Source organism: Pseudomonas sp. FG36 (assembly GCF_057809275.1).
The window spans coordinates 139,912-161,711 of record NZ_JBMDJQ010000007.1 but is presented as its reverse complement, the minus strand read 5'-3'; the positions used below and the strand labels follow the sequence as shown (position 1 = coordinate 161,711).

The window sequence follows — 21,800 nt, the reverse complement described above, 5'->3', positions numbered from 1 at the left end:
GGGGACGGATAAAGGACGAGCAAGGAGGTTGAAGGCAGTAGGGATGCCTTGTGCGGAGTGTTGCAAGATATTTCATTGGGGCTCAAAGGGGGGAGGCGTACCTGGCGCGTCACGAATCCAATCGAGCAATACGCATTGAAGTGGGCCTCTGAGTGTTGCCAAGGTGCCCTCAAGTCCTTAGTCCGCTTTTGGTGGCGGCTGCTCGTAGCGTGCGTTGAACGCCTGGATGAAGCCGTTGCGCAGGATCTGCAGGAACGCCTCGAAGGCACTGATGTCCTGCTGGTGCACGCTGCCGCTGAGTTCCACGCGGGTGGCGAACTGGTTTTTCGGCTGGTTCTTGAGCACGGTCTCGGTGGCGCCCACGACGGCTTCCCATATCGAGCGCAAGAAGCCCTTGTCCTTGTCTTCCACGTCCTGCTGCCAATTGAACACATCGACATCGCGCAACAGCGGCTTGATGTAGCCCTTGATCCGGCCGTTCTCGGCCTCGGCCTCGATCACCACATCGCCATGCCCGGCGTTGAAGTCGAACTTGCCGTAGGCACTGGCGAAGTCGTTCAGCCGGCGCAGTTCGATGCCGGTGGCGCGCAGGCGAAACTGGAAGTCGTCGAAGTCGCTGAAGGGGTCGAAGGTGGCGCGGCTTTCCACCTTGGCATCGCCCAGCAGCAGCGCCGTCCCTTCGAAGCTGGCGTCGCGTCGGCCCTTTTCGTCGCGCACGTTGGTCAGGTTGCGGATGCTGGCGTCCAGCCGGGTGGCCTTGAGGTCCACCGGCGGTCTGGAATTGAAGTTGCGGAAGGTGAGTATGCCTTGTTCGATGCGTACGTCGTTAAGGGTGATCGGCAGCAGTTTTTCCAGTTGCTGGCGCCAGTCGGTGCCCTGGCCGGTCTGAGAGTTCTGTTTGTTGCCGCCGTCGACGAAATTGAGTTCGGGGCGTACGAAGGTCACTTCGGCAACCACGGCGCGGTCGTACCACAGCGAGTGCCAACTCACCGACAGCTCGATCAGCGGCGCTTCGAGCAGCGGCACCGGCACCTTGCCGCTGACCTTGACGATCTTCAGGCCATTGATCTGGTAGGCACCACGCCACCACGCCAGGTCGACGTCGCGGACCTGGCCGCGGTAGTCGCCCATGTCGGCCAGCTTGTCGTTGAGGTAGTCACGCACCAGGTAAGGCAAGGCCAGGTGCAGGGCCACCAGCAGTGCGACCAGGCTGGCGAAGCCGACCAGTGGCCAGCGGTAGCGCGCTTTCATCGGGTTTCTCCACGGGAGCATGTGCGGTTGACCGCAGGCCGTTTCGTCGAGTTCGAACGGGCTTTACGCTCACCGATTGCAGGCTTACCCTCAGGGTTTTCCCTGCACTTTTTTTCCTGTTCAAGGACCGCCGCCATGAGCCGTATCTACGCCGACAACGCCCATTCCATCGGCAACACGCCGCTGGTGCAGATCAACCGCATCGCCCCGCGCGGCGTGACCATCCTGGCCAAGACCGAAGGGCGCAACCCTGGCTACTCGGTGAAGTGCCGGATCGGCGCGAACATGATCTGGGACGCCGAGAGCAGCGGCAAGCTCAAGCCAGGCATGACCATCGTCGAGCCCACCTCGGGCAACACCGGCATCGGCCTGGCCTTCGTCGCCGCCGCCCGTGGCTACAAGCTGGTGCTGACCATGCCCGACTCGATGAGCCTGGAGCGGCGCAAGGTACTCAAAGCGCTGGGCGCCGAGCTGGTGCTGACCGACAAGGCCAAGGGCATGAAGGGCGCCATCGAGAAGGCCAATGAGATCGTCGCCTCCGACCCTGCGCAGCACTTCCTGCCGGGCCAGTTCGACAACCCGGCCAACCCGGCCATCCACGAGAAGACCACCGGCCCGGAAATCTGGAACGACACCGATGGCGCGGTCGACGTGCTGGTTGCCGGCGTCGGCACCGGTGGCACCATTACCGGCGTGTCGCGCTACATCAAGCACACCCAGGGCAAGGCGATCCTGTCGGTGGCGGTGGAACCGGTGAACTCGCCGCTGATCAGCCAGACCCTGGCCGGCGAGGAGCTCAAGCCCACCCCGCACAAGATCCAGGGCATCGGTGCCGGCTTCGTGCCGAAGAACCTCGACCTGTCGATCGTCGACCAGGTCGAGACGGTGACCGAGGAAGAGTCCAAGGCCATGGCCATCCGCCTGATGCAGGAGGAGGGTATCCTCTGCGGCATCTCTTGCGGCGCCGCGATGGCAGCGGCGGTGCGCCTGGCCGAGAAACCGGAGATGCAGGGCAAGACCATCGTGGTGATCCTGCCGGACTCGGGCGAGCGTTACCTGTCGAGCATGCTGTTCAGCGATCTGTTCACCGAGCAGGAAAACCAGCAGTAAGCGACACGCTGCAAGCCGCAAGTCGAAGGCATGGCCGCATTGACGCGGATCAGCTTGAGCTTGCCGCTTGCAGCTTCTGGCTTGCAGCTGCTCCTGATGGGTTTATGATGTCCGGCTATCTGGGGATGGCCTGATTTCCCCTCCAAGGAGTGTTGCATGACCTTTTCCTTCGTCGCCAAGGCCGGTGTCCTGCTGGTGTTCTTCGGCAGTGTGCTGTTCGTGCACCTGCGCGGCAAGGCACGCCTGCCGGTGCTGCGCCAGTTCGTCAACCATTCGGCGCTGTTCGCCCCCTACAACAGCCTGATGTACCTGTTTTCCGGCGTACCTTCCAAGCCGTACCTGGACCGCCAGCGCTTCCCCGAGCTGGATGTGCTCAAGGACAACTGGGAGGTGATCCGCGAAGAGGCCATGCGCCTGTTCGACGAGGGTTACATCCGCGCGGCGGAAAAAGACAACGACGCCGGCTTCGGTTCGTTCTTCAAGAAGGGCTGGAAGCGCTTCTACCTGAAGTGGTACGACAAACCGCTGCCTTCGGCCGAAGCGCTGTGCCCCAAGACCGTCGAGCTGGTCAGCAGCATCCCCAACGTCAAGGGCGCGATGTTCGCCCTGTTGCCCGGCGGCAGCCACCTGAACCCGCACCGCGACCCGTTTGCCGGCTCCCTGCGCTATCACCTGGGGTTGTCCACGCCGAACTCCGACAACTGCCGCATCTACGTTGATGGCCAGCCCTACGCCTGGCGCGACGGCGAGGACGTGATGTTCGACGAGACCTTCGTGCACTGGGTCAAGAACGAGACCGAGGTCACCCGCGTGATCCTGTTCTGCGACGTCGAACGCCCGCTCAACAGCCCGCTGATGACCCGCATCAACCGCAAGGTCAGTGCCTTCCTCGGTCGCGCCACCGCGCCGCAGAACACCGATGACGAGCGTGTCGGCGGGATCAACCAGGCCTATGCCTGGAGCAAGCGCTTCAGCAATGTCATCAGCACCCGGGTCAAGCAGTTCAAGCGTGCCAACCCCAAGGCCTACCGCGTGCTGCGGCCGGTGCTGGCGGTTGTCGTCGCCTATGCCCTGTACCACTGGTTGTTCTGATCCGGTTGAGCAGGCCTGCTTTCGCACCTTGTGCAAGCAGGCTTGCCCCGCGATGATTCCCCCGCTATATTCCGAAACACTCTCTTCCCCGAAGACCTGTTCATGCCAGCCATCCCTTCCACCACCGCTTACGTTCTCGCGCCTGTCGCGGGCGTGGTCGTGCGTGGCAGCCAGCAGCCGGCCATGATCAGTCACTATCCACCACCTGTCAGTGGCGTGGTAGGCGGCGTAGCTCCGCCTCCTTGCGCAGTCGTGGTGCTGGGCTGATCGGCCGCTGGCCGCTCCCCACCGCACTCGCAACCTACTGAACACGGTCGGCTATCCCCGCAAGTCGCGATAGGCCCTCCGTACGGCTCATTTGCCCGTATACAGGTGGCAATACATGTATGTCCTCAACAAAGCATCCGTGGCCTCGGCGGCCACGACCAGCCTGTTCGTCCTGCTGTGGAGCAGCGGGGCGATCGTCTCCAAGCTTGGCCTGGCCCAGGCCAGCCCCTTCGCCTTCCTGCTGCTGCGTTCGGCCCTGGCGCTGTTCGGTCTGCTGTTGATCGGTCCGTTGCTCGGATTACGTTGGCCACGCACCCGGGGCGGCATTGTTCGCGCCCTGGGGACTGGCTGCGTATTGCTCGGTGCCTACCAGATCTTCTACCTGCTCGCGCTGAACACTCACGTTACGCCCGGTGTCATGGCCACGGTCATGGGCGTGCAACCGATCCTGACCGTGGTGCTGATGGAGCGTCAGCGGTCCTGGAGCCGATTGTTCGGCCTGGGGCTTGGCCTGGGCGGCCTGGTGATGGTGGTCTACCAGGGTATCAACCTGGGTGGGGTATCCCTCGCCGGGATGCTGTTCGCCCTGCTGGCGCTGGCCAGCATGACCTTGGGCTCGATCCTGCAGAAACGCATTACCGACAATCCCATGGGCACCTTGCCCCTGCAATACATGGCGGGCTTTGCAATGTGCGCGGTGTTCGCGCCGTTGCAGCCGCTGCATGTCCAATGGAACGCCAGTTTCCTCGGCGCGCTGCTGTGGATGGGGCTGGTGGTCTCGTTGCTGGCCACGCTGCTGCTGTACCGGCTGATCGCAAGGGGCAACCTGGTCAATGTCACCAGCCTGTTCTACCTGGTGCCGGCGGTCACGGCGGTGATGGATTTCATCATCTTCGGCAACCGCCTGGCGCCCCTCAGCCTGCTGGGGATGGGACTGATCGTGATCGGCTTGCTGTTCGTGTTCCGTAAACCTGCGTTGCGCACAGCCGAGGCCTGAGTCAACGAGCGGTGGGAGCGGGGCAAGCCCGCTCCCCTTTTTTCAGTGCCGTGCCGGGCGCAGCACCAACCACAGCGCCGCACCGATCAGCAGGCCGCCATACAGGTGCGCCATCGACAGCGGCTCATCCAGCAGCCATGCGCCCCACAGTACGCCGAACACCGGGATCAGGAAGGTCACGGTGCTGGCCTTTACCGGTCCGATTTCGTTCAGCAGGCGGAAGTACAGGATGTAGGCGAACGCCGTGCACAGTAGCCCCAGGCCCAAGAGCGACAGCCATACCTGCCAGCCGCCCCAGCTGGTCGGCGGCTGGGTCAGCGCGCTCCAGGCGAACAGCGGGCTGAGCAGCAAGGTGGCGCCGAGCATGCTGCCCAGCGCCGAAAGGCGGCTGTCCAGCGTGCCGACCCAGCGCCTTGCCAGGAAGCCCGCGAAGCCGTAGCAGGTGGTGGCGGCCAGGCAGGCCAGTGCGCCTTGCACCAGGGCCATGTCCAGCGCCACCGGGCCGGCACCGCTGAGGATGCCGACACCGAACAGCCCGAGGAAGATCCCGCAGAGCTTGGGCAGGGTCATGGCTTCGCGGAAGAACAAGGCGCCGATCAGCACGCCCATCAGCGGCGTGGTGGCGTTGAAGATCGCCGAATAGCCGGCCGGCAGCACCTGCGCCGCCACGGAATAGAACGTGGCCGGAATGCCCGAGTTGATCATGCCCAGCACCAGGCAGGCGCCCAGCTTGCCCTCGAAGTCCCAGCGCACGCGGGCAGCGGCGAGGATGGCGATCAGTCCCAGGCAGGCGATCGACACGCGGAAGAAGGCGGTCGGCACGGTACCCAGCTCGGGGGCAATGATGCGCATGAACAGGAAGCTGGCGCCCCAGACAGCGGCAAGGGTCAGCAGGCGGGCGAGGGCGATGGGGCTCACGGGGGTCTCCGGCGGTAGGGCAGGGCGCGAGTGTACGTCAGGGCGAGTGGGGGATTCTTGTGCTTTCTTGCTGTGTGAATCCGGGATTGCCTCACGGGCTTCATCGCCGGCAAACCGGCTCCCACGGGGCTCGTATCCGACTAAGCTCTCTCGGTGACCATTGCATAGAGGCAAGCGCATGACCCCAGCCTGGCCCGCCGTCGATATCGCCCGGATGATCCTCGATGGCTTCGACGACTACCGCGAGCACTTTCGCCGTATCACCCTCGGCGCCCGCGAGCGCTTCGAACAGGCACGCTGGCAGGACATCCAGCACGCCGCCGCAGCGCGCATCAACCTGTATGAAGAGAAAGTCGCCGAGGTCAACGGCTGGCTGCGCCAGCGCTTCGACACCGCGGTGCTGCTGGACGTCGAGCAGTGGCCGCTGGTCAAGAACGCCTACATTCGCCTGATCGACCCTAGGCTGGACGACGAGCTGTCCGAGACCTGGTACAACTCGTTGTTCTGCAGCCTGTTCAGCCATGACCTGATCAGCGACGGCTGCATGTTCATCCACACCACCCGGCCGTCGATGCGCGGCCATGAGCGGGCGGCGCAGACGCGCACCTATACGCTGCAGGACGGTCTCAAAGGCTTGTTGCGAGCGATCTTCGCCGATTATGCGTTCGACGTGCCGTATGGCGACCGGGAAGGCGACATCGCGCGCCTGGAGGATCAATTGCGCGAATGCCTGCCCGACTGGGTCTGCAAGGATCCGGCCCTCGCCGTGGAGCTGTTCACCCCGGTGCTCTACCGCAACAAGGGCGCCTACCTGGTCGGTCGGCTGTACACCCCCGACGAGCAGTGGCCACTGGTGATCCCGCTGCTGCACCGCGAGGGGCATGGCATCGAGGCCGATGCGCTGATTACCGACGAGGCGGAGGTGTCGATCATCTTCTCCTTCACCCGTTCGTATTTCATGGTCGATGTGCCGGTGCCGGCGGAGTTCGTCAACTTCCTCAAGCGCATCCTGCCGGGCAAGCACATCGCCGAGCTGTATACCTCGATCGGGTTCTACAAGCATGGCAAGTCGGAGTTCTACCGGGCGCTGATCAACCACCTGGCCAACAGCGACGACCGCTTTGTCATGGCCCCGGGCGTGCGCGGCATGGTCATGAGCGTATTTACCCTGCCGGGCTTCAACACCGTGTTCAAGATCATCAAGGACCGCTTCTCGCCGTCGAAGACCGTCGACCGGGCCACGGTGATCGAGAAATACCGCCTGGTGAAAAGCGTCGACCGCGTCGGGCGCATGGCCGATACCCAGGAGTTCGCCGATTTTCGCTTTCCCCAGGGCAAGTTCGATCCCGACTGCCTGGCGGAACTGCTTGAGGTGGCTCCCTCCACCGTGGCCCTGGAGGGCGACACGGTGCTGATCCGCCACTGCTGGACCGAACGGCGCATGACCCCGCTCAACCTGTACCTCGAACAGGCCAGCGAAGCCCAGGTGCTGGAGGCGCTGGAAGACTATGGGCTGGCGATCAAGCAATTGGCGGCGGCGAACATCTTCCCCGGCGACATGCTGCTGAAGAACTTCGGCGTCACCCGCCATGGCCGGGTGGTGTTCTACGACTACGACGAGATCAGCTACCTCACCGAGGTCAACTTCCGCCATATCCCGCCGCCGCGTTATCCGGAGGACGAGATGTCCGGCGAGCCGTGGTACTCGATCGGGCCGCACGACGTGTTCCCCGAGGAGTTTCCGCCATTCCTGTTCGCCGATATCGGCCAGCGCCGCTTGTTCAGCCGCTTGCATGGCGAACTGTACGACGCCGATTACTGGAAAGGCTTGCAGGAGGCGATCCGGGCGGGGAAGGTGATCGATGTGTTCCCTTATCGGCGCAAAGGGCGTTAGGCCTCAGGTTTTCAGCCTCTGAGGCACTTGAGTTCGCTGAAGTCCGAACGCACCTTGCTCAGCCGCTGCTGCAGGAATTGCCGCTGGGCCGGGCTGCTCTGTTTCAGCAGATCCACCAGCAGGCTGCGTGCCTGGCGCTCGGTGTTCTGGAATGCCTGGCGGTACTCCGGTGTCCACAGGCTTTCCTTGCGCTGCAGCAACTGCGCCAACCTGGGCTCGAAGCTTGGGCTGGCGCGCTGGTCCATCGCCAGCACCAGTTGCTGCTGCCAGTGAGCGCGGTTGGCGATCCACTGGCGATTCTGGTCACCCAGGGCCTGTGACCAGCTCATCACCCGCAGCCGTTGCTGGGCATCGAGCTCGCCCAGCCAGGGCTCGAGGCGCTTGCGCATGCGTGCGGCACGGTTCTCGACCTGCTTGGCCAATGGTGTGTCGACGTACTCCTTCTGGCGTTTGTCGATGTCCTTGCGAAAAGCCTCGCGCATTTCCGCTACCTGGCTGTCATTCATGCCCTTGAGCAGTTCCGCGGCAGAGGGGGTTATTGCTTCGGTGACCCGGCCGATGGCCTGGCGCGCCTCGACCGTGCGTTGGCGCAGGTTTTCATCGGTGACCGCGTCGTTGGCGACCATCAGTTGCACCCGGTCGAGCCAGTCGAGGTAGCCGGGCAGTTGGGTCTTGCAGTGCCAGGCCAGATGCGCCTTGAGCCGTTCGTCGAGCAACTGCTTCTGCTCGCGGTTCATGTCCAGGTAGTCGCCCAGCGACCACGGCACCAGACGATCGAGGTTGCGGTAGGCCAGGTCGATGCGGCTGCAGGCCGTCAGTGCCAGGGCGAAGCCGATGAGCAGGAGCAGGGCTTTGGGCAGGCGAAGGGGCATGAGCGAATCCTTGCTGGGCTGGCCAGGCGGTAGACGCACGGTGGGCCCGACGGTTCCGGCGAATGTGCGCTCGGGCGGCCGGGCGGGTCAGGTGTTAGAATAGCCGCCTTGTCTTGAGGATCTTCGGAAATGGCTCTGCTTGGGCGTTACAACAGTTTGCAAATCGTGAAACACGTGGAGTTCGGCCTGTACCTGGATGGCGGCGCCGATGGCGAAATCCTCCTGCCGCGGCGCTACTTCCCCAAGGATGCCGAGCTGGAGCTGGACGACTGGCTCAATGTGTTCATCTACCTGGACAGCGAAGACCAGCTGATCGCCACCACCGAAAAGCCGAAAATGCAGGTGGGCGAGTTCGCCAGCCTCAAGGTCAAGGACATCAACGGCGCGGGCATCTTCCTCGATTGGGGCCTGTCCAAGGACCTGCTGATGCCCTACTCGGAAGAGTCGCGGCAACTGAAGATCGGCGACTACTGCGTGGTCCATGCCTACCTGGACAAGCGCACCCGGCGTATTACCGCCACCGCCAAGCTGGACCGTTACCTGGACCGCACCCCGGTGGACTACAGCGTCGGCCAGCCGGTCGAGCTACTGGTGGCCGGCGAGACGCCGATGGGCTTCAAGGCGATCATCAACAACCGCCACTGGGGCCTGATCCACAAGAACGAGGTGTTCAAGTTCCTGCGTTCGGGCATGCACGAGAAGGGCTTCATCAAGGAAGTGCGCGCCGACGGCAAGATCGCCCTGAGCCTGCAGCCGGTGGGCCAGGCCTTGGCCGACAGCCTGCACGAACAGATCATGCAGCGCCTGGAGGCCAACGGTGGTGTGCTGCCAGTGTGCGACAAGAGCGACCCTGCGCTGATCAGCCAGATGTTCAACGTGAGCAAGGGCAACTTCAAGAAAGCCATCGGCGCGTTGTTCAAGCAGGGCCGCATCGTCATCCATGACGATCGCATCGAGCGGGCTTGATCAGCCCTGCACGAAGGTACTGAAGTCCAGCTGCTCGCCACCCGGGCGGGTGTCGCGCAGCAGTGAGTCGCGGTCGGCGCTCAGGGCCAGGCTGATGGTCGAACGGCGTTTGCCGGGGTTGCGCACTTCCATCTGCTCCTGATGAGCCTTGAGGAAGTTGGTGGGCACCTTGAGGTGCTGCAGCCCGTCGTTCTCGGGGGTGTGCAGCAGCAGGTTGACCCAGTCAGGCTGGCCCTTGCGCAGCAGTGCAACCGGCACTTCGAACCACCACAGGTTGCGCTTGGTGTCGAGAATGGCGAACAGGGTGTTGGCACTGGTGAGTACCGGTTTGGCCAGCGCCTCGTTACGGCGAGCGATGGCGGTGGGTTTGTCGAGTTTCATGCAGGTTCCTGCGGGTTGACGCGAGTAAGGCCTGCCATTGTGGGGTGGGGCTTATCGCGGGGCAAGCCCGCTTCCCCGAAATCACCGAACCTGGACCGTGCAAGCGTATCGAGCCCAGTCAATTGCCGTTTGGCTGACAGGGTGAAAATGAATTGAAACTCTGGCCAATGGCCTTGGGTCGATCAGATGTCGACACGATTTCCCGTGTCTTTCCCCCGAGGAGACATCCCATGAGTGGCACCAAGGACAAAGCGAAGGGCCTGGCCAACGAGGCCGTGGGCAATATCAAGCAGGGCGTCGGCAAGGTGACCGACAATGACAAGCTGCGCGCCGAGGGCAAGGCCCAGGAACTGAAAGGCGAGGCGCAACAGGCCGTGGGCAAGGTCAAGGATGCCGTGAAGAAACCTTGACCGCCGCAGCCTGGCCGCGGGGCAAGCACGCTCCCGCAAGATGGGGGCGGGCTTGCCCCGCGCTTGCTTTGTACTGTGCGCAAGGTACAAGCGAACAGCACGCCCGCCGCCTGGTCTATTAGACTTGCAGCATTGCCATTCCGATCAAGCGGCGAAAGGAGACGCTATGATTTTCCCCGACCTGCGCGGCCTGCCCCTGCACCGCGTGTTGGTGCGCACCGTCAAGGAGTTCCTCGATGACGAGATGTCCACCTATGCCTCCGCGCTGGCCTACCAGATGCTGTTCTCGCTGTTCCCCTTCCTGCTGTTCCTGATCGCCCTGATCGGTTTCCTGCATCTGCCGGACTTCTTCTCCTGGCTGCGCCTGCAGTCGGAACTGGTGCTGCCGCCCCAGGCCCTGGAGCAGGTCAACCCGGTGATCGACCAGTTGCAGCAGTCCAAGGGCGGGCTGTTGTCGGTGGGTATCGTGATTGCCCTGTGGACCGCCTCGGCGGGCGTGCGCCTGATGATGAGCGCGATGAACGCGGCCTATGACGTGCCCGAGGGGCGGCCGGTGTGGAAGCGCATTCCGCTGTCGGTCATCTATACCGTGGGCATCGCCGGCATGCTCCTGGCAGCGGCGGCGCTGATGGTGCTGGGGCCGCAGGTAATGGAGTGGATCGCTTCCCAGGTCGGGCTGGAGGAGGCGGTCGTCATCGTCTGGACCATCCTGCGCTGGCCGGCGATCATCATTCTGATGATGGTGGCGGTGGCACTGATCTACTACGTGATGCCCGACGTGAAGCAGAAATTCCGTTTCATCACCCCAGGTTCGGTACTGGCGGTGGTGGTGTGGATCGTCGCCTCGCTGGGCTTTGCCTACTACGTGAAGACCTTTGCCGACTACAACGCCATGTATGGCAGTATCGGGGCGATCATCGTGCTGTTGCTGTACTTCTACATCTCCGCCGCAGTGCTGCTGCTGGGCGCCGAGATGAACGCGGTGATCGAGCACATGTCGGCCGAGGGCAAGAACCCCGGCGAAAAGGAATTCGAGCAGGACAACCCGCAACAGAGCATCACCGTGCTCGGCCATGAGCACCCGGTGACACCCGAACCCCAGACCCGCGAGCCGAATACCTGATGATCCGCGACATTCTCAAGATGGGCGATGAACGCCTGCTGCGCATCGCCCCGCCGGTTCCCGAGCACATGATCGGCAGCCCGGAGCTTGCGCAACTGATCGACGACATGTTCGAGACCATGGCCCATGTCGGCGGTGTCGGCCTGGCCGCGCCGCAGATCGGCATCGACCTGCAACTGGTGATCTTCGGTTTCGAGCGCAGCGAGCGTTACCCGGACGCCGAGCCGGTACCACGTACCATCCTGCTCAACCCGGTGATCACCCCGCTGGCCACGGAGGTCGAGGACGGCTGGGAGGGCTGCCTGTCGGTGCCCGGCCTGCGTGGCGTGGTGCCGCGCTACAAGCACATCAGCTATTCGGGCATCGATCCGCAGGGCAACCCGATCAACCGCTTTGCCGACGGCTTCCACGCCCGGGTGGTGCAGCATGAGTGCGACCACCTGATCGGCCGTTTGTATCCTTCGCGCATCCAGGACTTCAGCAAGTTCGGCTATACCGAGGTGCTGTTCCCCGGGCTCGACGTGGCCGACGACTGACCCCGCCTCATCGCCAGCAGGGCCTTGCTGCGCTGGTAGCGGGCCAGGCGTGAGGCCAGGGCCTCGGGCAGGGTGGTTGTCGGTGTGAAGGCCAGGCGCTGGTAGAAAGGCGCCAAATCCGGGTGGCAGAACAGCCAGGTCGCAGCGTTGCTTTCGGCCAGCGCCGCGTCTATCAGCCTGGATGCGATCTGCTGGCCCCGCCACTGCGGGGCGACGAACAGGCCGGTCAGCCAGTGATCGCCACCGATGGGCGTCAGGTTCATCCCACCGATTATTTCTGCGGTACGCGCCACCCATTGCTCGCCTTCACCGGCGGCGCGCATGCGCGAGCCGTGCTGGCGGTAGAAATGGTCCAGCAGGCGCCGCTGGGTTGGGGGAAGGCGAGTGCAGGTCAGGGGGAACATGCTTGGTTCACGCGGTGTGGCTATCTCAGGCAGGTATTCATCGGTGCTTTGTCGCAGATTGTTGCAAATGCGGCAAGGGTGAATGTCCGACTCCGGGGTTCAACTATTTCAGGCGGGGAGTAGACTTTCACTCATCCCCCCGGCAGTACGATAAAGCGGGATCGGTACTTCGTGTCATCTTCGCAGTTGATGACAACTTCTCCGGGCCATTGACGGCGTCAGAAGTCACGCGATCAGCTTGATAGCCATCAAGGTCGACATCCATGAAAGCCTTACTGATTCTTGCATTGGTCGGTATGTCCCCGTTCGCCTTCGCGGACCAGGCCAAGACCGCAGACACCCAGCCCGTGGTCGAGCAGTACGACTATTCCACCAACCTCGACATCAAGCGCGTGATCAGCCTGTCGACGATCCCCAACGTTTGCGAAGTGGTGCCCGCCACCATGACCTACGAGGATCATCAAGGGCAGGTCCACACCCTCCAGTACCGTGCATTGGGTGAGGGTTGCCGGCTGAATTAAGCCGCGAGGGAGCGGGCTTGCCCCGCGATGGCGTTCAGCCGAGTATCACGTGCAATCGCGGGTCAGGCCCGCTCCCACCAGTTCCAGTCCTTGCTTCAATTGCGCCCGGCTGTGCGCCGCCGACAGGCTGATCCGCACGGCCCTGACGCTGTCGGTGCCTACCGCGAACACGCTGGCCGGCACGATCTCCACCCCGTGTTCCCGACACCGCGCAACCAGCGCCTGGGCGTCTCCAGGCGTGGCCAGCCAGATGTGCGGCGACGGCACGCCATCGGCGGGCAGCGCCTCGCCCAGCACCGCCCGCGCCAGGCGCCAGCGTTCGCCCAGTTCTTCCCGTTGCCAGGCCAGCCGCCGGGCGGCAGTGCCATCCGCGATCCATTGGCAGGCGATGCGCAGGTTCAGCGGCGACACCGACCAGTGGGTGGCCTGGGCATAGGGATCGATCTGCTCCAGCAACGCTGGCCGGGCCACGATCCAGCCCAGGCGCAAGCCGGCGGCGACGGTCTTGGACAGGCTGCTGATCAGCACGCCACGGCCTTCGAGCAAGGGGTAGAGTGGTGGCCGGTCGGTCAAGGCGCCATACACGTCATCCTCGATGACCAGCAGTTGGTGGCGCCTGGCGACTTGCGCCAGCGCCAGGCGCCGGGCTTCGCCCATGCACGCCCCGGTCGGGTTGTGCAGGGTAGGGGTGGTGACCAATACCCGCGCGCCGCTCGCGCGGACCACACGGTCCAGTTCGTCCGGGAGCAGGCCTTGCTCATCCAGGGCCACGCCGTGCACGGGCAGGCGCAACTGGCGACAGGCCGCCTTGATGCCCGGGGCGGTCAACGCCTCGACCATCACTGGCTCGCCCGCCTGGCACAACGACTGCAACACCAGGGTCAGCGCCTGCTGGGCGCCCCCGCAAAGCAGCACGTCCTCTGGCGCCAGGTCCAGGCCGCGGTTGCCCAGCCAGCGCGCCCCCTCGATCCGCCCCAGCAGCAACTGCTCGGGCCCCAGGTAATGGTCGAGCAAGGCGGTATCGCCCTGTTCGAGCAGCCTGCGCAGGCTGTGCTCAAGGTCCAGATTGCAGGGATCGGCCACCGGCACATTGGTCGACAGATCGATCACTGGGTGCTGGCGGCTGGGTTGCTTGAGGCGAAACAGCGTCGCTTCCTTGCTGCTGGCCAGCACATAGGTGCCGCGTCCCACCTCCCCGGACACCAGGTGCCGCGCCGCTGCTTCTCGGTAGGCCTGCTGCGTGGTGCTCGGGTTCAGGCCCAGCGCCCAGGCGAGGCGGCGTTGCGGGGGCAGGCGTTCACCGACCTTCAGTTCACCCTGTTCGATGGCGTTGGCGATGGCCTCGACCAGTGCCTGGTAGCGCGGCTGGTCGTTGGCCGGGAGGTTCGGAATCCACACGAAATTGCTGCCCATGCAATATTTATTTGGACCCATACAATGCCCGGCGCTTAGGATCGGTTCAACCCCATACCGATGAAGGACGTTCGCCATGTTCGACTTGCCAGCCCTGCGAGAAGCCGCCGCTTTCGTTCACCAGCACGTGCCGCCGACCCCACAGCACGCCTGGCCGCTGCTGGCCGAGCGGCTGGGTTGCCAGCTGTGGGTCAAGCACGAGAACCATGCGCCCACGGGGGCCTTCAAGGTGCGCGGCGGGCTGGTCTATGTCCGCTCGCTGTTGGCCAGTGGCGCAGTCCCCCGTGGCCTGGTTACCGCCACGCGCGGCAATCACGGCCAGAGCATGGCCCTGGCGGCGCGCCAGGCAGGCTTGCCGCTGGTGATCGTGGTGCCAGAGGGCAATTCGCGGGAGAAGAACGCCGCCATGCGTGCCTTGGGCGCGGAACTGGTGGAGCATGGCGTGGACTTCGATGTGGCCCGGGAAGAGGCGGCGCGCCTGGCCGATGCGCGGGGCTTTGCCATGGTTCCCTCGTTCCATCCGGAGCTGGTGCGTGGCGTGGCCACCTACGCCCTGGAGCTGTTCGAGGCGGTGGCCGACCTGGATTGCGTATACGTGCCGATCGGCATGGGTTCGGGCATCTGTGGGTTGATCCAGGCGCGCAACCTGTTGGGGTTGTCCACCGAGATCGTCGGCGTGGTATCCACTGCGGCAGACGCTTATGCCCAGAGCTTCGAGCTGGGACACATCGTCACCACCGCCAGCGCCGATACCTTCGCCGACGGCATGGCCTGCCGCGTGCCGCATCCCGACGCCTTTGCCCTGGTACGCGAGCATGCTGCACGCATCGTGCGGGTGAGCGACGAGGAAATCGCCGAAGCCATGCGCCTCTACCACGAAACCACCCACAACACCGCCGAAGGTGCCGGCGCCGCCGCCCTGGCTGCACTGATGCAGGAGCGTGGGCGTCAGGCGGGCAAGCGGGTGGCGGTGGTTCTCAGTGGCGCGAACGTGGATCGCGGGCGCTATGCGCAGGTGTTGATGGGGACGAAAGATCCTGTATGAAAGGCTGCGATGGCCTGACCTGCAAAATCCTCCTGTACCGCCAGGGGGCATTCAGGTTCAATCGCTGACTTTCGTCCGCAGTCGAGCCTGCCATGCCCTTTTCCAATGGTTTCCTCCTCAGCCTGTCCCTGTGCCTGGACATCGGCGTGGCCAACATCGCCATGATTACCCTGGCCATGCAGCGGGGGTTTCTTCAGGGTTTCTGGCTTGGGCTGGGGACCTGCGTGGGCGATCTCATCTACGCCATTGCGGCCCTGGCCGGCATGACCGTTTTGCTGCAGTTCGAAAGCGTGCGCTGGACGTTGTGGCTGGGGGGCTCCGCGTTATTGGCATGGTTCGCGGTGAAGATGCTGCTGGCGGCGTGGCGCGGCGGGCACCTGGAGTCGCGTGGCCAGGTAGTGGTCGAATCGGGCTGGCGTGAGTTCCTGCGCGGGATCTTCCTGGCCATGTCATCGCCCAGCGCGATTCTCTGGTTTGCGGCAGTCGGCGGCGTGCTGATCTCCCGCTCCGGCGCCGGCAGCGCGCTGGATGCGGGCCTGTTCCTCGGTGGCTTCTTTGCCGCCGGGCTGCTCTGGTGCGTCTCGTTGTGCGGTATCGCCAGTCATGGCGGGCGGCTGCTTGGCGATCGCCTGCTGACCTGGTCGTACCTGTTGTCGGCGGCGATCTTCTGCTATTTCGCAGGTTACGTGGTGCTCTCCGGTTACCGCGAATTCATCCTGGCAGTACCGGCCTGATCATTCTGGCGGTTCTGTGCCGCTGACTGTTTTTTCTCATCGGGTTGTCGATTCTCCATTTTCCCGTTCGACCATGGGTGAAGGCGCCGGAATGCACCGGCGCCAATCATTGTTGAACGCTGGGAGGAAGCACTGATGAACAGCGCAGCCGAAACTGAACTTCGTCAACTGATCGAACAGTGGATGCAGGCCGTGCGCGAGCGCGACGTGGACCGTATCGTCGCGCCCTATGCCGACGACATTCTCGCCTTCGATGCCATCCAGGCCCTGCAATTCAAGGGCAAGGCCGCCTACCGCGCACACTGGGAAATGTGCATGGGCATGTGCACGGGGCCGATGGTCTTCGAACTGGCAGAGCTGAAGGTATACGCCGACGGCGACCTGGCCCTGGCTCATTGGCTCAACCGCTGTGGCCCGGGCGACGACGAAAGCCAGTGCGGCTTCATGCGCGCCACGGTCGGCTATCGGCGCAGCGGCGGCCAATGGCAAGTGATCCACGAGCATTGGTCGGCGCCGTTCGACATGGAAACGCAAAAAGCCTTGTTCGACCTCAAGCCCTGATACCGCTCATCGCCCACCGCACCGAGCCGACCTGCTGGAGACGATCATGAAATACCTGTGCCTGGTCTATTGTGATGAAGCGCTGTTGCACAGCCTGCCCGACAGCCCCGAAGACGCCGAATGCATGGCCTACGCCGAATCCATCCAGGGCAGCGGGCGCATGCTCGCCGCCGAGGCGCTCAAGCCTGTGCAGACGGCCACCACGGTACGTGTACGCGCCGGGCGCATGAGCCTGACCGATGGCCCGTTCGCCGAAACCAAGGAGCAACTGGCCGGTTTCTACCTGGTCGACGCCCGTGACCTCAACGAGGCGCTGAACATCGCCAAGGGCATCCCGGCAGCCCGGGTGGGCAGCGTCGAGGTTCGGCCGGTGCGTGAATTGCAACCCTGACGCAACGGGAGAAAAGCCGCATGAGTCAGCAGGGAAAGCCCGATTGATGGTGGGGGAAGCGCAAGTCCGCCAGGAGGTGGAGGCTGTCTACCGCCGCGATTCGCGGCGGATCCTGGCGACCCTCATTCGCCTGCTGGGGGACTTCGACCTGGCCGAGGAGGCCATGCACGATGCCTTCTTCATCGCCGTGCAGCGCTGGCAGCGTGATGGTATTCCCGACAACCCGAGGGCCTGGCTGGTGTCTGTCGGCCGCTTCAAGGCCATCGATGCGCTGCGCCGAAGTGCCCGTTTCGACCGCTCCCAGGGCGACCTGATCATGTTGCTCGAACGCGAAGCCGGCGATCCGGGCGAGCAGACGTTGCTGGCCGATGACCGTCTGCGGCTGATCTTTACCTGCTGCCACCCGGCACTGGCCTCTGACGCCCAGGTACCGCTGACCCTGCGCGAGGTGTGTGACCTGACCACCGAGCAGATCGCCCGTGCCTTCCTGCAAAGCCCGGCCACCATCGCCCAGCGCATCGTGCGTGCCAAGGCCAAGATCCGCGATGCGAAGATTCCCTATCAGGTGCCGGAACTGAGCGAGCTGCCCGAGCGCCTGGAAAGCGTGCTGCGGGTCATCTACCTGGTATTCAACGAAGGCTATTCGGCCTCGGCGGGCGAAGATGTCACCACTCGCGAGCTGACCGACGAGGCAATCCGCCTGGGGCGCCTGGTGGCCCAGTTGCTGCCCGATGCCGAAGTGCATGGCCTGCTGGCGCTGATGCTGCTCCAGGCATCGCGGCAGAGGGCGCGCAGCACCGCCGATGGCGAGCTGGTGCTGCTGGATGAGCAGGATCGCAGCCTGTGGGATCGCGGGCAGATCGAAGAGGGCAGCCAGCTGGTCCAGCAGGCATTGCGCAGTCGCGACTTCGGGCCGTATACCGTGCAGGCGGCCATAGCCGCGGTGCATGCCGAAGCACCCAGCGCCGAGGCTACGGATTGGGACGAGATCATCGGCCTGTACGATGTGCTGCAGCGCCACTGGCCATCAGCGGTGGTGGAGCTGAACCGGGCGGCGGCGCTGGCCAGGCGGGACGGCGCCCAGGTGGGGTTGCAGGCGGTGGAGGCAATCCTGCAGCGGGGCGAGCTGGGTGATTACCACCTGGCCCATGCCGCGCGCGCCGAACTGCACCGGCAGCTGGGCAACCTCGATCAGGCCCGGGATGCCTGGAGGCAAGCGCTGACGCTTACCCGCCAGGGGCCGGAACGGCGGCATATCGAACGGCGGTTACGCGAACTGGGCTGAGCTATCGCCAGCGTGCCCGCGATGGCCGGCGTGGTGAATCAGCTGGCGACAAAATTCGGCGGGCTGACCAGCTCGACCGTCTGCTGCTTGCGCGGCGCGAGGATCTCGGCCTCGCCACTGACGACCAGCTCATCGTTCTGGTTGTACACATTGGTGGCGATGCGCACCTTGAACTTGGGCAGCTTCTCGAGAATTTCCAGGCGCACGGTCAGCTCATCGCCGATCTTCACCGGCTTCTGGAAGCTCATCTGCTGGCCCAGGTAGATGGTGCCCGGGCCAGGCAGGGTGCAGGCCACTGCGGCACTGATCAGCGCGCCACTGAACATGCCATGGGCGATGCGCTCGCGGAACATGCTCTTGGCGGCGAATTCGGCGTCCAGGTGCACCGGGTTGTGGTCGCCGGACATGGCGGCGAACAGCTGGATGTCGCGCTCTTCGACAGACTTCTTGTACTCAGCTTTCTGGCCGACTTCGAGGGCTTCGTAAGGGGTGTTGGTGACCTGGGTCATCGAGGCTTCCTTGTAGGGCGGGCGAGGTGGCCGATCATTCACTGCGGGCAGGGCGGCCAAGGGCCAGCGCCTGCTCCAGCCAGCCGATGATCTCGGCGGTGACCTCGTCGCGATGGGTTTCGTTGAGCACTTCGTGGCGTGCGCCGGGGTAGATGCGCAACTGTACATGACGGTTGCCGGTCGCGCGCAGGGCGTCGGCCAGATGGATGAGACGCTTGCCGGCACTCACCGGATCACATTCGCCGCCGATCACCAGGATGGGCAGGTTCGGGTCGATCTGCCCGAGATGCCTGGGCTGGCTGATCTGCGCCAGCCCCTGCAGCAGGTCGAGCCACAGCTGGTTGCTGCAACGGAAGCCGCACAACGGGTCGGCGATGTACTTGTCCACTTCCCCGGCATCGCGGCTGAGCCAGTCGAACGCCGTGCGGTTGGGTTTGAAGGCCTTGTTGAACGAGCCGAACGACAGCCAGTCGATCAGCGCGCTCTTGCCCAGGGGGCCTTGGCGCCAGGCTTCGAAGCGGGCGATCAGGCGCGCGGCCCGGTACAGTGCCACCGGCTGGAAGTTCGAACCGCTGAGGATCGCGCCTTGCAGGCTGGCGCTGTGGTGCAGCAGGTAGGCCTGGGCGATGTAGCTGCCCATGCTGTGGCCGAACAGGAACAGCGGGGTGCCCGGGAACTGCTGGCCGACGTGCTGGGCCAGCAGGCCCAGGTCGTTGACCACGGCATTCCAGCCATTATGGCGGGCGAACAGGCCCAGGCTGCCCTGCTCGGCGGTACGGCCATGGCCGCGCAGGTCGGGGGCGAGCAGCGCGTAGCCTGCAGCGTTGAGGGCATGCCCCAGGCGCTGGTAGCGCCCGGCATGCTCTGCCATGCCGTGGGCCAGCAACACCACGGCCTTGACCGGCGTGGCGGGCAGCCATTGATGAACATGGAGGCTGCAATGCTCGCTGGCGGGGAGCCAGAAGGCGTCATGGGGCATGGCGGATCCTTGCGCGCGGAGGTTCGCCAACAGTGTATGCGCAAAGCGCTCGATTGCAGGAAGGGCAGAAAAGAGATTCACAATGTTAATGGCGGCACTTGGCGTATTTGCCACCCTCGACAGAGCTGCTAACGTCGGCTGAACACCTTTTTGCCATCAGGCGATCAGGTCAGGGACGTCCCGGTAGAGGAACAACAATAAATGCAAGCCGATTTCTGGAACGACAAGCGCCCGGCGGGCGTGCCTTCCACCATTGACATGAATGCCTATACGTCAGTCGTCGACGTTTTCGAACGCTCCTGCAAGCGCTTCGCCGACCGGCCGGCATACAGCAACCTCGGCGTCACCCTGAGCTACGCGGACCTCGACCGTTACTCGGCGGCCTTCGCCGGCTGGTTGCAGCAGCACACCGACCTGGTGCCGGGCGACCGCATCGCGGTGCAGATGCCCAATGTCCTGCAATACCCCATCGCGGTGTTCGGCGCCATGCGTGCCGGCTTGATCGTGGTCAACACCAACCCGCTGTACACCGAGCGCGAGATGCGCCATCAGTTCAAGGACTCCGGCGCCCGCGCGCTGGTGTACCTGAACATGTTCGGCAAGCGCGTGCAGGAGGTGCTGCCCGACACCGGCATCGAGTACCTGATCGAAGCGAAGATGGGCGACTTGCTGCCGGCGGCCAAGGGCTGGCTGATCAATACCGTGGTCGACAAGCTGAAGAAAATGGTACCGGCCTACCAGTTGCCCCAGGCAGTGTCGTTCAAGCAGGTCCTGCGCCAGGGGCAACGCCTCGGTCACCAGGCGGTGGCGCAGACACTCGACGATGTCGCGGTGCTGCAGTACACCGGCGGGACCACGGGCCTGGCCAAAGGAGCCATGCTCACCCACGGCAACCTGGTGGCCAACATGCTTCAGGTCCTGGCCTGTTTCGGCCAGCACGGGCCCGATGGCCAGCCGCTGATCAAGCAAGGGCAGGAGGTGATGATCGCGCCGCTGCCGCTGTACCACATCTATGCCTTTACCGCGAACTGCATGTGCATGATGGTGACCGGCAATCACAACGTGCTGATCACCAACCCCCGCGACATTCCGGGGTTCATCAAGGAATTGGGCAAGTGGCGGTTCTCGGCGCTGGTAGGCCTGAATACCCTGTTCGTCGCGCTGATGGACAACCCGGGGTTCAAGTCGCTGGATTTCTCCGCGTTGAAGATCACCAATTCCGGCGGCACCGCGCTGGTCAAGGCCACCGCCGAGCGCTGGGAGGCGCTCACGGGTTGCCGCATCGTCGAAGGCTACGGCCTGACCGAGACCTCGCCAGCGGCCAGCACCAACCCCTATGGCCAGCTGGCGCGCCTGGGAACGGTGGGGATCCCGGTGCCTGGCACGGGGTTCAAGGTGATCGACGATGACGGTCACGAACAACCGTTGGGCGAGCGCGGCGAGTTGTGCATCAAGGGGCCGCAGGTGATGAAGGGCTATTGGCAGCAGCCGGAGGCTACCGCCCAGGTGCTGGACAGCGAAGGCTGGCTGAAGACCGGCGACATTGCGATCATCGATCCGGATGGTTACACCCGGATCGTCGACCGCAAGAAAGACATGATCATCGTCTCGGGCTTCAACGTGTATCCCAACGAGATCGAGGACGTGGTGATGGGCCATCCGCAAGTGGCCAGCTGCGCGGTGATCGGCGTGCCGGACGAGCGTACCGGCGAAGCGGTGAAGCTGTTCGTGGTGCCGCGTGCTGGCGGGGTGAGCGTCGATGAGCTCAAGGCGTTCTGCAAGAGCAATTTCACCGGTTACAAGGTGCCCAAGCACATCGTGCTGCGCGAGTCGTTGCCGATGACCCCGGTGGGCAAGATCCTGCGTCGGGAATTGCGGGACATCGCCTAAAGGTAGGAGCGGCGGTGCGATTTGTCCCGCGATTGCGTCAGCCTGGGCGACAGTGTTGCCATGAATGACGCCATCGCTGGCCAAGTCGCATCGGCGCACCGCCACTCCCACAGATCCTCTCTAGGCCAGGGCTTTCAGGCGGATTCGCGACATTTTGTATAATTACTCTAAAAATGACCTGTATTGTTCATTGAGTCATTTTTATGACCTGTCGGCCCATTTCGGCCTCTAGGCGACCCCTTGCAAAGCTG

23 protein-coding genes are annotated in these 21,800 nt (G+C 64.1%); 15 read left to right on the top strand and 8 right to left on the bottom strand.

Annotated features, from left to right (window positions below):
- Window positions 1-177: 177 nt before the first annotated feature.
- Window positions 178-1,251, bottom strand: a complete 1,074-nt coding sequence (locus tag ACODS9_RS08375; RefSeq protein WP_489093684.1) for a DUF748 domain-containing protein — start codon at window positions 1,249-1,251, stop codon at window positions 178-180.
- A gap of 135 nt (window positions 1,252-1,386) precedes the next feature.
- On the opposite strand from ACODS9_RS08375, the gene cysK reads away from it, so the two are divergent.
- The 3 genes from cysK (at window position 1,387) to ACODS9_RS08360 (ending at window position 4,717) form a co-directional block, all read left to right on the top strand.
- On the top strand, window positions 1,387-2,361 hold the full coding sequence (gene cysK / locus ACODS9_RS08370; RefSeq protein ID WP_046856671.1) for a cysteine synthase A: 975 nt from the start codon (window positions 1,387-1,389) through the stop codon (window positions 2,359-2,361).
- A 156-nt stretch (window positions 2,362-2,517) separates the two neighbouring features.
- Window positions 2,518-3,453, top strand: a complete 936-nt coding sequence (locus tag ACODS9_RS08365; protein WP_046856670.1) for an aspartyl/asparaginyl beta-hydroxylase domain-containing protein — start codon at window positions 2,518-2,520, stop codon at window positions 3,451-3,453.
- A gap of 382 nt (window positions 3,454-3,835) precedes the next feature.
- A complete protein-coding gene (locus ACODS9_RS08360; protein WP_489093683.1) occupies window positions 3,836-4,717 on the top strand; it encodes a DMT family transporter in 882 nt (293 codons plus the stop codon).
- 42 nt (window positions 4,718-4,759) lie between these two features.
- Here the strand turns inward: ACODS9_RS08360 and ACODS9_RS08355 are convergent, their stop codons facing one another.
- Window positions 4,760-5,635 (bottom strand): DMT family transporter, encoded by an 876-nt coding sequence (locus tag ACODS9_RS08355; RefSeq protein WP_367856823.1) that lies wholly within the window; start codon window positions 5,633-5,635, stop codon window positions 4,760-4,762.
- Window positions 5,636-5,813: 178 nt separating this feature from the next.
- Here ACODS9_RS08355 and aceK point away from each other — a divergent pair, with 178 nt between their 5' ends.
- The gene (aceK, locus tag ACODS9_RS08350) at window positions 5,814-7,529 is read left to right on the top strand and encodes a bifunctional isocitrate dehydrogenase kinase/phosphatase (protein ID WP_046856668.1); all 1,716 of its coding nucleotides are present in this window, start codon (window positions 5,814-5,816) and stop codon (window positions 7,527-7,529) included.
- 11 nt (window positions 7,530-7,540) lie between these two features.
- On the opposite strand, the gene ACODS9_RS08345 is transcribed toward aceK, so the two are convergent.
- Window positions 7,541-8,401, bottom strand: a complete 861-nt coding sequence (locus ACODS9_RS08345) for a DUF6279 family lipoprotein (protein ID WP_489093682.1) — start codon at window positions 8,399-8,401, stop codon at window positions 7,541-7,543.
- Between the two features lie 129 nt (window positions 8,402-8,530).
- Between ACODS9_RS08345 and ACODS9_RS08340 the strand changes: the two genes are divergently transcribed.
- Complete coding sequence (locus ACODS9_RS08340; protein ID WP_023629535.1) at window positions 8,531-9,367, top strand: CvfB family protein; 837 nt, start codon at window positions 8,531-8,533, stop codon at window positions 9,365-9,367.
- Here the strand turns inward: ACODS9_RS08340 and ACODS9_RS08335 are convergent, their stop codons facing one another.
- Window positions 9,368-9,748 (bottom strand): hypothetical protein, encoded by a 381-nt coding sequence (locus ACODS9_RS08335; protein ID WP_023629534.1) that lies wholly within the window; start codon window positions 9,746-9,748, stop codon window positions 9,368-9,370.
- Window positions 9,749-9,978: 230 nt separating this feature from the next.
- Here ACODS9_RS08335 and ACODS9_RS08330 point away from each other — a divergent pair, with 230 nt between their 5' ends.
- The 3 genes from ACODS9_RS08330 to def all read left to right on the top strand — a co-directional run bounded on the left by ACODS9_RS08330 (window position 9,979) and on the right by def (window position 11,817).
- Window positions 9,979-10,158 carry a CsbD family protein gene (locus ACODS9_RS08330; RefSeq protein WP_023629533.1) on the top strand — a complete coding sequence of 60 codons (180 nt, stop codon included), beginning with the start codon at window positions 9,979-9,981 and terminating at the stop codon, window positions 10,156-10,158.
- A gap of 166 nt (window positions 10,159-10,324) precedes the next feature.
- Window positions 10,325-11,281, top strand: a complete 957-nt coding sequence (locus tag ACODS9_RS08325) for a YihY/virulence factor BrkB family protein (RefSeq protein ID WP_046856666.1) — start codon at window positions 10,325-10,327, stop codon at window positions 11,279-11,281.
- Entirely contained in the window at window positions 11,281-11,817 is a 537-nt protein-coding gene (gene def, locus ACODS9_RS08320) for a peptide deformylase (protein ID WP_031314713.1), read from the top strand. Before ACODS9_RS08325 ends, def begins: the two co-directional genes overlap by 1 nt.
- Here the strand turns inward: def and ACODS9_RS08315 are convergent.
- Entirely contained in the window at window positions 11,772-12,221 is a 450-nt protein-coding gene (locus ACODS9_RS08315; RefSeq protein ID WP_489093681.1) for a GNAT family N-acetyltransferase, read from the bottom strand. The two genes, def and ACODS9_RS08315, sit on opposite strands and share 46 nt — an antisense overlap.
- Before the next feature lie 263 nt (window positions 12,222-12,484).
- Between ACODS9_RS08315 and ACODS9_RS08310 the strand changes: the two genes are divergently transcribed.
- Window positions 12,485-12,742, top strand: coding sequence for a DUF2790 domain-containing protein (locus ACODS9_RS08310; protein ID WP_023629531.1), 258 nt, complete (start codon window positions 12,485-12,487; stop codon window positions 12,740-12,742).
- Window positions 12,743-12,787: 45 nt separating this feature from the next.
- On the opposite strand, the gene ACODS9_RS08305 is transcribed toward ACODS9_RS08310, so the two are convergent.
- A complete protein-coding gene (locus ACODS9_RS08305; RefSeq protein ID WP_489093680.1) occupies window positions 12,788-14,155 on the bottom strand; it encodes an aminotransferase-like domain-containing protein in 1,368 nt (455 codons plus the stop codon).
- A gap of 76 nt (window positions 14,156-14,231) precedes the next feature.
- Here ACODS9_RS08305 and ACODS9_RS08300 point away from each other — a divergent pair, with 76 nt between their 5' ends.
- The 5 genes from ACODS9_RS08300 (at window position 14,232) to ACODS9_RS08280 (ending at window position 18,171) form a co-directional block, all read left to right on the top strand.
- Window positions 14,232-15,200, top strand: coding sequence for a threonine dehydratase (locus tag ACODS9_RS08300; RefSeq protein WP_489093679.1), 969 nt, complete (start codon window positions 14,232-14,234; stop codon window positions 15,198-15,200).
- A gap of 92 nt (window positions 15,201-15,292) precedes the next feature.
- The gene (locus tag ACODS9_RS08295; RefSeq protein ID WP_046856663.1) at window positions 15,293-15,934 is read left to right on the top strand and encodes a LysE family translocator; all 642 of its coding nucleotides are present in this window, start codon (window positions 15,293-15,295) and stop codon (window positions 15,932-15,934) included.
- 135 nt (window positions 15,935-16,069) lie between these two features.
- Window positions 16,070-16,495, top strand: coding sequence for a YybH family protein (locus tag ACODS9_RS08290; RefSeq protein WP_023631071.1), 426 nt, complete (start codon window positions 16,070-16,072; stop codon window positions 16,493-16,495).
- 46 nt (window positions 16,496-16,541) lie between these two features.
- A complete protein-coding gene (locus ACODS9_RS08285) occupies window positions 16,542-16,886 on the top strand; it encodes a YciI family protein (protein WP_023631072.1) in 345 nt (114 codons plus the stop codon).
- 46 nt (window positions 16,887-16,932) lie between these two features.
- Complete coding sequence (locus tag ACODS9_RS08280) at window positions 16,933-18,171, top strand: RNA polymerase sigma factor (protein ID WP_489093678.1); 1,239 nt, start codon at window positions 16,933-16,935, stop codon at window positions 18,169-18,171.
- A 38-nt stretch (window positions 18,172-18,209) separates the two neighbouring features.
- Here the strand turns inward: ACODS9_RS08280 and ACODS9_RS08275 are convergent, their stop codons facing one another.
- Together ACODS9_RS08275 and ACODS9_RS08270 are read right to left on the bottom strand one after the other, a co-directional pair.
- Window positions 18,210-18,680, bottom strand: a complete 471-nt coding sequence (locus ACODS9_RS08275) for a MaoC family dehydratase (RefSeq protein WP_023631542.1) — start codon at window positions 18,678-18,680, stop codon at window positions 18,210-18,212.
- A gap of 34 nt (window positions 18,681-18,714) precedes the next feature.
- Window positions 18,715-19,659, bottom strand: a complete 945-nt coding sequence (locus ACODS9_RS08270) for an alpha/beta hydrolase (RefSeq protein ID WP_489093677.1) — start codon at window positions 19,657-19,659, stop codon at window positions 18,715-18,717.
- 201 nt (window positions 19,660-19,860) lie between these two features.
- Here ACODS9_RS08270 and fadD2 point away from each other — a divergent pair, with 201 nt between their 5' ends.
- On the top strand, window positions 19,861-21,549 hold the full coding sequence (fadD2, locus tag ACODS9_RS08265; RefSeq protein WP_489093676.1) for a long-chain-fatty-acid--CoA ligase FadD2: 1,689 nt from the start codon (window positions 19,861-19,863) through the stop codon (window positions 21,547-21,549).
- Window positions 21,550-21,800: the final 251 nt, after the last annotated feature.